Here is a 14,852-nt window from a genome sequence, read left to right as displayed (position 1 = left end):
TACATTTAATAAGCAAGTCCTACCCGAGCTTGAATAAAATGTTCGTTCAAACATTCTTCATATGCAAATTGGGCTGTATCCCCCACAGATATCTTCATACCATCTATCGGTAATACATTTTTTTCTACTCGGTAATGCCCTTCTGCAATGCCGTCTGGTAAATAAGTGGGGCAAGCGATTGTCCAAGCAAGAGAGGTCTCTTTTAACATTTGGTATACCTTTAGATGTTCTTCTGCTGCAAAAGTGGCTTTTTGTCTTGACTCGCCTGATTGAAAGCGATACTGTCCAGGCACTACCCGGCTATCTAAAATGCCCGCTGTCCCGATGGTAACAATCCTTTTTACAGCCGCCTTTTCCATCGCCAATATGATATTGGCTATTCCTGCTGTAAGGGTAGTCGTACGATCTGTCCCAAGAGCACTGATAACTCCATCAATTTTATGTGTAAAAACTTTTTCTATATCTTCTTTTTCAAATACATTTCCTTTTATAACAGTTAGACCCTTTGTTTCTTTTATATTCTCCGGTTCGCGAACAAGAGCAATGACTTCATGTCCATCTTTTAGTACAAGACTTGTTACTTCACTGCCCACTCGGCCGGTAGCTCCAAAAATTGCTAATTTCATATTGGGTAATTCTCCTTCCTCTATTCTCCCACTATTCTAACATGATTATTTTATAAATTCTTCCAAAAATAAGCTGCAAACGAGCATGAAGCTTTTGCTCAATTTGCAGCTTATTCAATGGATTATTTATTATTTCCTTCATTTGAATTTTGGCTTTTGTCGTATACAGTATAAATTCGTTCAAGCATAGGCGGATGCGTATAACGGAACCACTTGATTAAGCGAGGCGGATTTACTTCACTTAAGCCTGCTTTCGTCAGTTTCTGGAATGATGATACAGCTGCTTCATGGTCACCCGTTAAGGCAATCGCATATTGGTCAGCTCTTTCTTCTTGATACCTCGATACAATATTCGATACCGGACTCGAAACAAATAACAAGAAGGATGTAATCAATAAAAACAGAGGCATAGAGCTGATATTGCTAACTTTTTTCACTCGTAATACAGAGCCGTAATGTCTAACTGACCAGTTCATTATTTTGGCAGTTAAAAAGAGCCCAATCAGCATCAAAAGAATATAGCCTGCCACGCCATAGTAGATATGCTTCTCCACATAATGTCCCATTTCATGCGCCATAATGAAGAGAATCTCACGGTCCGTTAAATTATTTAATGTCGTATCCCATAAAACAATTCGAGAGTTATTGCCTATCCCAGTCACATACGCATTCATCGCATTTGTTTTTTCTGCCATATTCACTTCATACACATGGTCTGCTGGAATATTTGCTTTTTCGGCTAATGTTAATATTTTGGTTTCTAACTCTTTATTTTGTAGCGGGTAAAAATCATTGTAGAGCGGATCAATGACAACCGGCTGAACGAACATAACGAAAATGGTGAAAGGTATAGAGAGCAGCCATGTATACAGCCACCAGTTTTTTAAGCTTTTTTGCATGAGCCAATAAATGGTTGCCATCACAATCGCAGACATAATATAGTTGACCCCAAAATCAATCCAACCTTCTTTAAGCCATGAAAACAATTTTTGATTGCTAATGCCGTATTCCATGCTTAGATGATAGCTATAATACCGGATAGGCAGAAGGAGCACATACGAAATGAAATTTAGCCAGAATACATAAATAGCTGTTCGAAAAACAGTTGATTTTGCCTTGGAAATAGCCCACTTTTCGAATAGACGAGATAACCCTGCAATCAAAATAAATAAATAGATAATCCACTCAAATGGTGTTACGACAAAGAAGAGGTAATTTCGAATCTTTGAGTACTCTTCGCTTAGTAAAAGTTCATGCTTCGACATAAATACTGCGGGATCCGCTACAGAACCCTTTAAACTTGCGGGAATTTGGCCAGTGCCCATGTGAAAAATATAAACATACATACAAGCTGCATATATGCCATAAAACAAAAGGGTGAAAAACAAAAATTTCTTCCTCATTTAATCGCCGCCAATCTCACCTTGGTTAATTTCCCCGCGCTAGGCGGGAGATGATCATATAAAATCTTGAATATAATCGGAGAAATTCATCTAGAATTGGCCTCCACTGATATTAATAATGAAATGTGACTTTCAAAGCTGCACTAACAGAAATAAGGCCTGCTTCTATAGGTGTGTTTGTCTCATTAGCTAGGGTTGCTCTACTATATAGAGGCTGCTCAAACGCTTGTATTTCTTCTATTTCTATAGGTTCAGAAGATATATGTACATTCATCGTCGCCGCAATGGCTTTTGCCTTTCGCCGAGCATTCAGAAGAGCCAGTTGTAGGGCTTGATGATTGTATTTCTCTGCATCATCTAGTTTAAAAACAATGCCAGAAACACTATTTGCTCCATTTTTTACTGCAGTATCAATGACAAGCGCTACTTTTTCCATCTCTCTTACATTTACAGATAACGCATTGGATACCTCAAAGCCTCTAAATAGCTGATTTCCATCAATAAAATCATAATTGGGAGAGATACGATAAGAAGCTGTTTGCATATCTTCTTGCTGGATACCTAAAGACAGCAATGATTGAATCACTTGATTCATCAGCACCGCATTTTCTCTTTGGGCTTTTCTTGCTTCCTGCGCTTTTGTAATCACTTCCACCTGCAGTTTCACATAATTAGGGGCTGCTGCTACCTCGCCAAACCCAGTTACTGTAATTAAGCGTGGTGAAGTAGGCATATGATACATATTTTGATAATACAAGGGATTCCACCTTTCATCATGTTTATCCGATTATAATTCATCTTATGCTTTTTTCTTCACTAACTTGTCACTGCATGTCTAGATATTTCAATTAAATTTGAAAGGCCAAAAAGGCAACTTATCCTTCGATGTATCGATAAGTTGCCTTTATAGTTATATAATCCTTCTCCATACTATTCAGCCATTTTGTGGTCTGATGGCAACCAGAAAGCCACGAGTGCTAAAACAGGCAATATAGAGATAAATATCATCGTATCAAAGACGCCATAATGGTCCATCATTATACCAATGACAACTGAGCCGATTGCTCCCATACCAAATGCAAGCCCGACTGTTAAGCCTGACATCGTCCCCACTTTGGTTGGCACTAATTCTTGTGCATACAAGACGGTCACTGAAAAGCTCAGCATAATGAAGAAGCCGATCAATGAAAGAAAAACCACGACTAGCCATAAAGGTATATATGGAAGTAAAAGCGCAAGTGGGATTGGAACAAGGAAGGACAGCAGAATGACTTTTTTTCGACCCATCTTGTCTGCCATTGGTCCTCCGAAAAATGTGCCGATTGCCCCTACTGCTAAGAAAATGAAAATAAATAACTGGCCTTTTTGAATGGTAAGATGATAACGGTCCATCAAATAAAAGACATAAAAATTAGTCATGTTTGTAACATAAAAAGAGCGAACAAAAATGACTGCCATCAGCAAACCGAGTGCAATACCAATTTGCTTTTTAGTCAATACAGGCAGATTTGATATGATTGTTTTTTTCTTCTTTTGGCTTTGTTCTTTCTCAAGCTGCTCTTTATACCATATGGAAATACGTGAAAGAAGAAAAATGCCGATAGTAGCAATGATTAAAAACCAAGCAGCCCCTATTTGTCCAAAAGGTACAAGCACAAAAGCGCTAATTAATGGTGCAAGCGCTTGTCCAGTATTGCCGCCCACCTGATAAATCGATTGAGAAAGGCCTCTTTTAAAACCAGCAGCCATGAAGCTAACGCGTGATCCTTCTGGATGGAAAACGGCGGAGCCTAAACCTAAGAAAATAACAGAGAGCAGAATCATCCAATAATTCGGTGAAAACGCAATGCCTGCTAAACCAAGCATTGTGCATCCCATACCTAAAGGCAATGCATACGGCTTCGGTTTTTTATCACTGAAAAAGCCTACTACAGGCTGTAAAACAGAGGAAACCATATTCAATACAAAAGTAATGAACCCTAATTGTGTAAAGGTCAGTCCAATCTCCTTTTCTAATACAGGGAACATAGCAGGAATGACTGCCTGCAATGTATCATTAAACAAATGGCAAATCCCAATCACAACCATAATAGGATAGATAGGATTCCCTAAAGCGGATTTCGCCATTGTTGTAGCCATATACTTATTCACTTCTTTCTATCTTCATTTTATTTATCACTTTTAATTTCACTTAAAAGAACAGTATTGCCCTTTTCAACAATTGAGTACGAGTGAAGTTACACCTTATTATAGCAATTATTTAATTCCATTTTTCTTTCTATTAAGAGAATAACCTATTTTTTTACGTTCATACTAAGCGCGAATGAATAGAGGAGTGACTATATATGGAGAATTTCTGGGATTCTAATTTCTTGGAATCAAAATTTTGGGAAACAAATTTATGGGAAATGCTATTTCGAACGACTATTTCTTTTGTCGTTTTGCTCATATTAGCAAGATTGCTTGGGAAAAAACAGCTTAGCCAACTGACGTTTTTCCATTATATAACCGGTATTACCATCGGCTCTACTGCAGCAGAAATAGCGGCTCAGAAAGAAACATCCTTTCCAGATGGTCTAGTCTCGCTTGTGTGGTGGTCAGTACTCACATTACTCGCTAGTTACATTGCCATGAAATCTCCAAAGTGGCGAAATATAATAGACGGCAGTCCAACCGTGATTATTAAGAACGGCGAAATCTCAGTGCAAGCCTTAAAGTCCGTGAAGCTTCATATGAGTGATTTAATGATGATGCTCAGGGAACAATCGGTTTATTCTATCCAAGATGTTCATTATGCAATCCTAGAAACCAATGGGCAGCTGAGTATCCTTAAAAAACCAGCAGAACAATCCGCTACAAAACAAGATGTAAATGCAGACGTCTCTATTCCTGAACATATACCAACTGAGGTTGTAGTAGATGGAAAAATAGTATGGACTACAATGGAAGAGCTGAATTTAACCGAAGAAAGTCTAAGGAAGAAACTAAAGAAAAAGAATATAACTGATTTAAATGAAGTATTTTACGCACAGCTACAGCCAAATGGTTCGTTATATGTTTGTACACGAACACCCGACAAAGCCCAAAAAAACGACAAGACTGGGTAGAATAATGGGGAATGTATAAGAAATAAAGAGATTTCCCGGGAAATATAAAAGAGTAGCACAATGTGCTACTCTTTTGACTCATTAAACATTTCTTGCAAGGCTTTTTGACGTGATGGCTGGATGACGACCTGATGACGGATTTTTTTCGTCTTTTGCATTGCTTCGTCGATCGTCTTCACTTTATTTAATTCAAGTAGGACAGCTGATGCAACTGTTCCAGCTTTTCCACTGCCGCTTCCACAATGAAAATAAACCTTTTTACCATCATGATAAGCGTTCAATACTTCATCTACTGCATTCCTAATAGATAGCTTTAATTCATTTGGTTCATCTGAGATCGGTGTATGGATTCGTGTATAACCCTCTTCTTTGGTTTCCCCTTGCCGCAAATCTACTACTAGATCAATGCCTTCATTAGTAATAGCATCCTCTACATCCCTTGCTCCACCAAAAAAGAGTTGATTTTCGATTAATTCGTTGTATTCTTTTTTCATTTAGAATGCTCATCAAGTAATTCTTTGATTTCTTCATAATGAGGTAATGCAGTAATAGCGCCTGGCTTTGTAGCTGCGTATGCGCCTAACTGGTTCGCAAAGTATACAAACTGGTAAGCTTCTTCTATACTTTTAGGCATTCCATATACATGGACTTGTCTGAGAATTCCCGCCATAAAGGCATCACCTGCACCAGTCGTATCTACACATTCAACAGAAATCGATGGGACGTGTTTTATTTCACCTTCAAATACTACATAAGCGCCATTTTCTCCTGCGGTAACCATCACTAATGGAATTTCATATTCTTTAAGCGCCTCAACACCCTCATGAAGTGTTTTTGTTTGAGTTAAAAAGAACAGTTCTTCTTCTGCTAGCTTTAATAAATCAGCTTCCTGTAAAAAGGCGGAGATCGTTTCTTGACAAACTTGTGGACTTTCCCAGCGAAGTGGACGTATATTCGCGTCCATTGCAACAAGTGCACGATGTTTCTTTGCTAATGCCACAGCAGCCTTCGTAGTTTCAAGGGCTATAGGGTGGAACATTGTATTCGAGCAAAGATTGAATATAGAGGCACGTTCAAATGCTTCCTCACGTAAATGCTGTACCTCGACTTGTAGATCCGGTGTATCATCTATATAATTTGTAAAAATGCGTTCATGTTCTTCTGTTAAATGAACATGCACACCACTTACTCGTTTTTCTGGAATAACTTTTGCATAATTCATAATTACGCCTTCTAGATCTAGTTCTTGGCGTACAAACTGAGATGTCTCATCATCGCCTGTAACGGTAATTAATGCTGCTGGTGCTCCAATTCGGCTTATGCCTGCCGCTACATTGACAGTTGCACCGCCTAAATACTTTGTAAAAGATGTATTTGTCGTATCGTTTGCTATAAAATCAACGAATGCATCCCCATAGACGAGGATTAATTCTTTTTTTGAATCAATCATTTCGAAACCCCTTCACACATATCTTCCTTCTATCCTACCATGAAGACTTATACTACAAAAGCATTTGACGAAAAAAATTAGGTAAAATCTCATTCTTTTTTCAACATAATTGTATCCTAAAGGTACAGAATTATTAAAATTAAGTTTAGTCATTTTTGGTATACTAAATAGAGGAGGGATAGAATGAATATACGACATGCACAAATTGCAGACGCACCTTATATTGCACCACTTATTGTAGATGCTATAGGTGATATTGCCAATAGGCTAACCGGAGAAACAGAACCTCAAACTGTTTTAAATGAATTGCAGGCTTTATTTAAACGTAAAGACAACCGCCATTCCTATCTAAATACATATGTTGCAGAGATTGATGGGAATGTTGCGGGGATGATGGTGGTCTATGGAGGTGATCAAGCACAGGAGCTAGATCATAACCTCGAAAAGTGGCTAGCTGATAAGGGAGCTGAAATCCAGACTATTGAGGTAGAGGCAAGGCCTGATGAGTTTTACATTGACACCATTTGTACTTCGCCAAAATTTAGAGGAAAAGGCATTGGTACAGCACTTTTAGAATACGTGGATACCCTAGCCAAAGAAAAAGGCTACAGTAAACTTTCTCTAAGTGTTGAAAAAGAAAAAGAACGCGCACGAAAACTGTATGAAAAAATGGGCTATGTATATGCAGAACCTTGGATAATCATTGGAGAAGAATTTGATCACATGGTTAAAAAAGTTTAATGCATACGACCGGCGAAACCTACGCTTCGCCGGTTTTTCTATATTTCAACATTACTTATTCATAACGTATGCCTTGCGATAAATCCTCTAGCGCATCATGCGATAATATTCGAAAGAATTTATTTCCTCTCTCAATGATCCCCTGCTCGCTTAACTTATGGATAACTCTATCCAAATGGCGTCTGGTCGTACCTAATAAATCGGCAATTTCACCTATATTCTGGGTTTGTAGTTCCACGCCAAATTCATTATCAGGTGTAGTAATGCTTAATAAATAGCTTGCAAAACGATTCTCTACAGAAGCCAGCAAATTGACTCGTGCCGCAGTCGTGCAAGTTTGAAGCTTATAGCTAAGATGTTTGATGAGATGCTGTAAAAATAAAGGATTATTTTTTTCATGCTGGTTAATATAATCAAAAGGCAGGGCAATACATAAACACTCGGTGACAGATGTGATTTGGGATTGTACGGGTACATGACGTACCAATTCTAAATCTCCAATAATTGATAGTGGCTGGCTAAAGCGCAAAAGCAATGACTTTCCTGTACCTACGCTCGATGTCGTTTTAATCTTTCCCTCTACTAAATAAAGAAGCATTGTCATTTCTTCTCCCTCATGAAGCAATACATCGCCAGCAGCATAATGGTAAAGGGCAAAGGGCTTGCTAGAAAAAGTAGGAAAGATTTCTTGAAGCTTATATTGATGTATCTTTTCATGAAGCTTACAGGAATCATGTATTACTTTCATAAAAGCCTCCTTTATAGACATATGTCCTATTTCATTATAAGCTGTTTTGATAAGATATTATAAGCAAAAACAGTTAATGTCTTATACTATATAGGTTTGAATATATACAGGAGTGTCGAAAATGAACAAAAATTTAATATTTCCATTAATGATTGTTGTTGGCTCCAGCTGCTACGGCATTTTATCAACCATGATTAAAGTTGCGATGCAACACGGTTTTGAGACGTCTGAAGCTGTAACTAGCCAATATGTTGTCGGCTTTTTGCTTGCCCTCATTCTTTTTGTCGCTACTCAGCGTACATTGCCAAAGATTACAGGCAAGGGTTTCTTAATTATAATGATTTCTGGCTTACTGACAGGCACTACAGGTATAGTTTACGGAAAAGCCGTTCATTATTTACCTGCTTCTTTAGCGGTCGTTATGTTGTTCCAATTCACGTGGATTGGTTTATTTTTAGATTGTATTATCCATCGAAGACGCCCATCACGTATTGAATTATTCTCACTCGTATTTTTAGTGATCGGTACCATTTTGGCAGCTGGCATTTTAGATGTAGACTTAAGCGGCCTTGATTGGCGTGGTTGGGCATTTGGCTTTGCAGCTGCATTTAGCTTTGCTTGCTTTATGCAGTTCAACTCTCGCCCAGTTGAAGGAATTTCCACTATTGGCCGTATGACTATCATGTCATTGTTTGCTATGATTATTGTTCTTCTTTTCCAAGCACCAGAAGTTCTCGTAAATGGCAAACTTTTCGGTAGTGAATTATTTATCTTTGGTTTATTGCTAGGTTTCTTTGGTATTATTCTGCCAATCTTACTCTTCACTATAGCAGTGCCAAAAGTTGGTGGTGGTTTAGCTTCTATTTTGAGTGCGATGGAATTGCCCGTAGCAATTCTTGCCTCTGTAATAGTCATCCATGAAAAGCTTTCTATCTTACAAGTCGGCGGCATTTTATTAGTACTCGCAGGCATGATGATTCCAACCCTTTTACAAAAAAAGGCGCGACTACAAACTAAATAGCTATGCATACTTTGAAACTCCCTTAGTCGATTTGCTACAATGCAAATGGAAGGGAGTTTTTTATATGAAAAGATTTGGACTACTTATTATTGCTTTGGTTTCCATAGCCGTTCTAGCTGCCTGCAATAATAGCAAAGAAGGGGAAAGAACGGAAACAAAAAAGAAAACTACCGATTTAAGCGCTGCCCTCACTGTTCCTAAACAAGCAAAAGTTGGCGATGAGGTAGAATTGAAAGTTACTGTCACTAGAGACGGCAAAAATTATACAAAGGCAAAAGATGTAGCATTTGAAGCGGAAAATGAAGAAGCCAACACGGACCAAATGATGATTGCCACTTTAAAAGACGATACCTATGTGGCAAAGCTAAAAATAAAGGATGAAGGTAACTATGTGATTAAAGCACATGTAACTGCCGAAGACGGAAGCCATGTGATGCCGAGCAGAGAGATGGCTGTAACAGGTAATAACTCTCAAAAGAATGAAAAAGCGACTGATAACACAGCTAACAAATCAGCTAAACAGGTAACAAAACACGATGAGCGTACACACGGTAACGTAACAATTATATATAACAACCCTAATTCGTTTAAAAAAGATGATAAGGTGAATTTAAGCGTTTCTTTAAAATATAAAGGTGAAGCATTGTCAAATGCCTCTGTCCGTTATCAGGTAATTACCCAGTTTAATGGCAGTAAACCGATTTGGATAAATTTACAGGAAACATCATCAGGGACATATGAAGCGAAGCATACATTTACACAAGCTGGTCCCTATTTATTAAAGCTTCATGCTGAAAATGGAAATGGTGAAGACCTTCATATTAATGATGCAAAAAGATTTATTGTAAAATAAAACAAAAAACCTGTATGGCGATGACCATACAGGTTTTCTTTATACATGTACTTAAAAGAAACCAATTAATTATGTTTCAGCTTTTTAGGCCAGAAGCTGTATTTGCCTAAAATAACAATAAGCGCTGGAATGACAATTGGCCTTACTATAAATGTATCAACCAATACACCAATAGCTACAGCAAAACCAAAGACACGCAATTCCATAACTGGCTGTGTAATAAGTACGGCAAATGTAGCTGCTAGTATTAATCCAGCTGAAGAAATAACACCACCTGTTTTTGCTACTCCCTCGAGGACAGCCTCTTTTATTGGCATATGCTCTTTCTCTTCCCTAATGCGGGAAATCAACATAATGGAATAATCAATACCCAATGCTACGAGAAAAACAAAAGTGTACAGTGGTATACGGTAACTGATTCCCTTGTAGTCTAATACATCTTGGAAGAAGAACACCGTAAATCCTAATGCTGCTCCGAATGATAGCAAAATAGTCGCCATCATATAGACTGGAGCAAGTAATGAACGCGTTTGTATGCCTAGCATAATCATGATGAGAATCGTCATAATCGAAATAATTCGGATTTCATCACCCTTGCTGGCACTTCGAATATCTGCATTTTTTGCCGACTCGCCTGCAATTAGTAGCTTTCCTTTTATTTGGCTTTTTTCTAAAAGCTTAGAAGAATTATCACGTAGCTTTTCAATATCATCAAAAGCTTTTTCAGAATAAGGATTTTCTTTTAATACTAGATTAATTTTAGCGACATTTTGATGCCCTTCCGGGAAAGGGTTCCCTTGGATTTCTGCTTGGTCAATGCTACTTTTTTGATTCAATTCCTGTGTCAGATCTGTTAATTGCTTATAGGTAAGTGGATCCTTTGATTTGACCATCACTGTGCTCGGTGCAATTTCCCCAGCAGAAAAAGATTTATTAAGCACATTATAGCCTTGGATAGATGACATCTCTTTAGGAAAAGAATCCAGCAAATTAAACGTATAATGCACTCTTTGTACCATAGATGCAAAGAATACAAGCACTAGGACAATAGGTGCCAACGCAATCCATGGCTTCTCTGTAACAAATCGCCCTAGTCTATGCCAAAAGCCTTCTTTGCCCACCCTTTTTTCAGCTCGTTTTCTCGGATTGGAAGGCCAAAAAGATTTTTTTCCAGCAATGGCAAATAAGGCGGGCATTAAGGTTAGCCCTGCTATTAACATCACTGCTACAGCCACTGCAAAGACAGGTGCAAACGCGCGATATGTCTCAAATACCGCCGCAAATAATGTAAGCATACTTAATAGCACCGTACCACCACTGAATATTATAGGTTCCCGTACATAGCGTAAAGCATTCCTCATCGCCTCATTTATGTCCAGACCCTTCTCAAGCTCTTCGCGGAAACGAGAGAAAAGAAGTAAAGAATAATCTGTAATAACAGCAAACAGTAAAATCATCATAATTGACAATGATTGGCTGTCAATTGCAAACCACTTGGCATCGCCCATTAATCCAAGCAAACCATCCACCACCGTGTAGGCAATACCTGCTCCAATAAGAGGTATAAACGCTAGTAAGGGTGATCTGTAAATAATGATGAGTAGCACAAAGATTAAACTAACCGTACCTAAAATTAATACTATATCTGCTCGCGAGAACATTTCATAGGTATCTGCTTCAATACCAGCAGGGCCAGTGAAATGTATTTTCAAGTTACTTGGCTGTTCTTTCAATATTTCTTTCTTTAATTTATCCATTGCCATCTTAACTTCTTTAATTTCCATTCCATTCGGTAAAAGAACAGGCATAAAGAATGTCTTTTCATCTTTAGAGAAGAAAGAAGCTCTCGCTTGTTTTGGCATTTTAGATAAAGCAACGACGGTAAACTCTTTATCGACATTTGGGACGCCATTCTCGATACTCTTCATGGCTTTGTTAACATCCTTTTCCTTCAAACCGCTTTTATCGTGAACAACGACAAAAAGTGGAACCCCTTTTGAGGAGGGAAAGTACTTTTTCAGCGCCTTTTCTGCTTGGATCGATGCGTCCGTCTCCGGCAGCCCTGAGTTTTTGCCAGGTGACGTCACTTCTTTTGCATGAGGTGCGAATGAAGTAAAAAGAGCGGCCACAATCACCCACGCCAACAGAATAGTAAACCATCTTTTTTTATCTTTTAAAACATGCATATTTTTATTCTCTCTCCTTTTTGGTTTCTACCATAAAGGTAGAGAGAATAAATAACCCGAAGCTAATTAAAAGGACAGTACCACCGATTATATATATAAGCAAAGCAACCGTACTGTTTATATTAAAAGGTTTTAATGTATTCAACCACATTCCAATTGTCAGTCCGATTGAACCAATCAATGCTGTCCACCCGTGAATTGCGACTAGTGCTTTCTTTTTCAGCGTAAATACACTATAAAATATTCCCCACGCAAACACAGACAACCAGCCTACAACAAGTATATGAGCGTGGATTGGTTTAAATTGATAGCTCATAGAGCCAGCCATATGTGAACCTAGGATAGCACCGATTAAACCGAATATAGCGGCAATCCGTATAAGCCGCATGCCCCATTTTCTTTCCATTCCAATAACCTCCAACTTTTTTGTTTCCTTTACTATAAAGGAGGTAAATGAACGTGATATGAACTCTATATTACAAATGGGGAAGAAATATCTTAAAGGCTGTCCCTTTAGCTAATTTGCTCTCTATTTCAATCTGACCGCTATGAAGATGTACTATCTTTTCAACAATTGATAACCCTAACCCTGTTCCATCCTTTCCGCGAGATTCATTCCCGCGATAAAAACGGTCAAATGCTTTCTTTATTGTTTGAGTATCCATTCCAATACCTGTATCTTTTATCATAATGGTGATTCCTTTTTCAGAAGAAACCAATGAAATATCAATTTCTCCACTGGGCTGATTGTATTTAATCGCATTTGTCAGCAAGTTTTCCCATACATTTTCAAGCAGACTTTCATCTCCTCTATAAGAAACCGGTTCTAACGCCATAGACAAGTTAATCTGTCTTTCATCAAGCAACCATCTGTATTTCTGAATCACTCGCTTCAATTGCTGATCGAGTAAATAATTTTCGCGCTTAGCCCTTTGGCTTGTTTGATCTAAAGAAGTAAGTAATAGTAACTGCTTTGTTAAATTCGATAAACGATGTGTTTCTGATTGAATTATTTCAAGATATTTCTGCTGGTCTTCGGGAGATAGGCTCTTATTCTCTAATAATCCCGCATAACCTTGAATATTCAGCAATGGTGATTGAAAATCATGTGAAACATTGCTGATAAACTCTCTCCTCATCTGATTATTTTCTTCTAAGCGCTGCATCATAGTATTGAAACTTGCCGCAAGCTGACCAATTTCGTCTCGCCGTTCAATTGATAAAGGAGTATCAAATCGTTCGTCCGCAATACGGCCTGTAGCAAAAGTCAATTCAGTAATAGGCTTAATGAGTAACTTCGCAAAAAATAGCATAGCGATTAAGCTGATGATAACCATAAACAAAAACCAGCCCCCCATAATCGTATGTACTTCACTAAATAGCAATTTAATGTCTGGCCGTAAAAACAGCGCATACGCTTTGCCTTGATAATAGAACGGAACACCTACCGTATTTGATAATTCGTTCGCAAAAAAGCCAGTGACAAAGGTTTCTTGCGGAAGATTCCGCATGCCGTGATACACTTCTCCATTTAAGACTTGATCGACTTGTTTGTGCGATAAATTTTTCAATCGATATTTACCACCAAAAAAAGACTCCTTATAGTCTTCATCCACTAAATAGATTTGATAGCCTACGTTCCCCATTGTTTGAAGGTATTGCTTTAACTTAAAGGAAGTAGATTCGCTAATAGGTTTCACAATAGACTTCGCAATCGTAACATTCTTAGCATCATTTTTAGGCTTAGTGACTTGGTGATAATATGTGTTCGTAAGTAAAAAGGCAATTAATGAACTGGCAATCATAGTAAGTATAGTGACGAGCAAGAATTTGCTGTATAAAGACTTCATTCTTTAATCACCTCTAGCTTATAGCCAATCCCCCGCACCGTCTTAATATGCACATCTGGTGCAATATTGTCCAATCGTTCCCGTATGCGCTTAATATGCGTATTTAACGTTTGTTCATCTCCTTCATAATCAAACCCCCATACTTTCTCCATAATCTCTGAGCGCTGAAAGACTTGATTTTGCCGAGAACCTAGTAACGCAAGTACTTCAAATTCCTTTAATGGCAATAGGAGCGTGGTATGGTTTGCTGTTACCTCATAACTCTTTCGGTTAATCGTTAACGAACCTAATTGATTGATGGAATTATTAGGCTTATCATAACGGCGCAATATAGCCGCAATCCGAAATAATAATTCTCTTGGTTCGAAAGGCTTTACCAAGTAATCATCAGAGCCCGCATTAAAGCCATGTTCTTTATCATTCAATTCTCCCCTTGCTGTAAGCAAAAGAACAGGGATATCCCATTGTTCTCTTATGATTCTGGTCAGTTCGTAACCGTCCATTTGAGGCATCATGACATCAGCTACAACTAGATCTGGCGTCTCTTTTTCTAATATAGCAAGCGCTTGTACACCATCGCTCGCTTTTAAAGTTGTATAGTGGGCCTGTGCTAAATGAATGCTTACAAGATCTAAAATAAATGGATCATCATCTACAACTAATATTTTTACCAACTTCGCGTGCTCCATTTCATCATTTTTCTTTCATTATAGCTAATTATCGAGAGATGTACCCCGTTGATTCATTTATTGTCCTTTGAAAAGTTATTAGAATTTATATAATGTATGTATTATCTCTAAGTATGGGTATTTCTCTATTTTATTCAAATACAAAAAAACACAACTGATTAATCAGCTGTGTTTAGAT

General features: G+C 38.0%; 15 protein-coding genes. 4 read left to right on the top strand and 11 right to left on the bottom strand.

Annotated features, from left to right (window positions below; translation table 11 throughout):
• Positions 1 to 5: 5 nt before the first annotated feature.
• The 4 genes from AC6CHJ_RS15995 to AC6CHJ_RS15980 form a co-directional block, all read right to left on the bottom strand.
• On the bottom strand, positions 6 to 626 hold the full coding sequence (locus tag AC6CHJ_RS15995; protein ID WP_392997331.1) for an NAD(P)-dependent oxidoreductase: 621 nt from the start codon (positions 624 to 626) through the stop codon (positions 6 to 8).
• Between the two features lie 122 nt (positions 627 to 748).
• Positions 749 to 2,029 (bottom strand): M48 family metallopeptidase, encoded by a 1,281-nt coding sequence (locus AC6CHJ_RS15990; protein WP_150285644.1) that lies wholly within the window; start codon positions 2,027 to 2,029, stop codon positions 749 to 751.
• Positions 2,030 to 2,141: 112 nt separating this feature from the next.
• Complete coding sequence (locus tag AC6CHJ_RS15985; protein ID WP_249775156.1) at positions 2,142 to 2,786, bottom strand: SIMPL domain-containing protein; 645 nt, start codon at positions 2,784 to 2,786, stop codon at positions 2,142 to 2,144.
• A 173-nt stretch (positions 2,787 to 2,959) separates the two neighbouring features.
• Positions 2,960 to 4,168, bottom strand: a complete 1,209-nt coding sequence (locus AC6CHJ_RS15980) for an MFS transporter (protein WP_498289316.1) — start codon at positions 4,166 to 4,168, stop codon at positions 2,960 to 2,962.
• Between the two features lie 206 nt (positions 4,169 to 4,374).
• On the opposite strand from AC6CHJ_RS15980, the gene AC6CHJ_RS15975 reads away from it, so the two are divergent.
• Positions 4,375 to 5,136, top strand: a complete 762-nt coding sequence (locus tag AC6CHJ_RS15975) for a DUF421 domain-containing protein (RefSeq protein ID WP_392997328.1) — start codon at positions 4,375 to 4,377, stop codon at positions 5,134 to 5,136.
• Between the two features lie 65 nt (positions 5,137 to 5,201).
• On the opposite strand, the gene AC6CHJ_RS15970 is transcribed toward AC6CHJ_RS15975, so the two are convergent.
• Together AC6CHJ_RS15970 and AC6CHJ_RS15965 are read right to left on the bottom strand one after the other, a co-directional pair.
• The gene (locus tag AC6CHJ_RS15970; protein WP_392997326.1) at positions 5,202 to 5,630 is read right to left on the bottom strand and encodes a protein-tyrosine phosphatase family protein; all 429 of its coding nucleotides are present in this window, start codon (positions 5,628 to 5,630) and stop codon (positions 5,202 to 5,204) included.
• Entirely contained in the window at positions 5,627 to 6,586 is a 960-nt protein-coding gene (locus AC6CHJ_RS15965) for a carbohydrate kinase family protein (protein WP_392997324.1), read from the bottom strand. Before AC6CHJ_RS15965 ends, AC6CHJ_RS15970 begins: the two co-directional genes overlap by 4 nt.
• A 183-nt stretch (positions 6,587 to 6,769) precedes the next feature.
• Here AC6CHJ_RS15965 and AC6CHJ_RS15960 point away from each other — a divergent pair, with 183 nt between their 5' ends.
• Positions 6,770 to 7,327 (top strand): GNAT family N-acetyltransferase, encoded by a 558-nt coding sequence (locus tag AC6CHJ_RS15960; protein ID WP_147198162.1) that lies wholly within the window; start codon positions 6,770 to 6,772, stop codon positions 7,325 to 7,327.
• A gap of 55 nt (positions 7,328 to 7,382) precedes the next feature.
• On the opposite strand, the gene AC6CHJ_RS15955 is transcribed toward AC6CHJ_RS15960, so the two are convergent.
• A complete protein-coding gene (locus AC6CHJ_RS15955; RefSeq protein WP_498289314.1) occupies positions 7,383 to 8,075 on the bottom strand; it encodes a Crp/Fnr family transcriptional regulator in 693 nt (230 codons plus the stop codon).
• Between the two features lie 121 nt (positions 8,076 to 8,196).
• Here AC6CHJ_RS15955 and AC6CHJ_RS15950 point away from each other — a divergent pair, with 121 nt between their 5' ends.
• On the top strand, positions 8,197 to 9,096 hold the full coding sequence (locus AC6CHJ_RS15950; RefSeq protein WP_249775151.1) for an EamA family transporter: 900 nt from the start codon (positions 8,197 to 8,199) through the stop codon (positions 9,094 to 9,096).
• A 64-nt stretch (positions 9,097 to 9,160) separates the two neighbouring features.
• On the top strand, positions 9,161 to 9,949 hold the full coding sequence (locus tag AC6CHJ_RS15945; RefSeq protein WP_498289312.1) for a FixH family protein: 789 nt from the start codon (positions 9,161 to 9,163) through the stop codon (positions 9,947 to 9,949).
• Positions 9,950 to 10,014: 65 nt separating this feature from the next.
• On the opposite strand, the gene AC6CHJ_RS15940 is transcribed toward AC6CHJ_RS15945, so the two are convergent.
• The 4 genes from AC6CHJ_RS15940 to AC6CHJ_RS15925 all read right to left on the bottom strand — a co-directional run bounded on the left by AC6CHJ_RS15940 (position 10,015) and on the right by AC6CHJ_RS15925 (position 14,659).
• Entirely contained in the window at positions 10,015 to 12,135 is a 2,121-nt protein-coding gene (locus AC6CHJ_RS15940) for an MMPL family transporter (protein WP_498289310.1), read from the bottom strand.
• A gap of 4 nt (positions 12,136 to 12,139) precedes the next feature.
• Positions 12,140 to 12,541 (bottom strand): hypothetical protein, encoded by a 402-nt coding sequence (locus AC6CHJ_RS15935; RefSeq protein WP_498289308.1) that lies wholly within the window; start codon positions 12,539 to 12,541, stop codon positions 12,140 to 12,142.
• A gap of 70 nt (positions 12,542 to 12,611) precedes the next feature.
• A complete protein-coding gene (locus tag AC6CHJ_RS15930) occupies positions 12,612 to 13,985 on the bottom strand; it encodes a sensor histidine kinase (protein WP_498289306.1) in 1,374 nt (457 codons plus the stop codon).
• Entirely contained in the window at positions 13,982 to 14,659 is a 678-nt protein-coding gene (locus AC6CHJ_RS15925) for a response regulator transcription factor (protein ID WP_498289304.1), read from the bottom strand. Before AC6CHJ_RS15925 ends, AC6CHJ_RS15930 begins: the two co-directional genes overlap by 4 nt.
• Between the last annotated feature and the right edge of the window lie 193 nt (positions 14,660 to 14,852).

Source organism: Rummeliibacillus sp. GQ308 (assembly GCF_059759115.1).
Note: the sequence above shows the minus strand (reverse complement) of the source record. Positions and strands in the feature narration are given on the sequence as shown.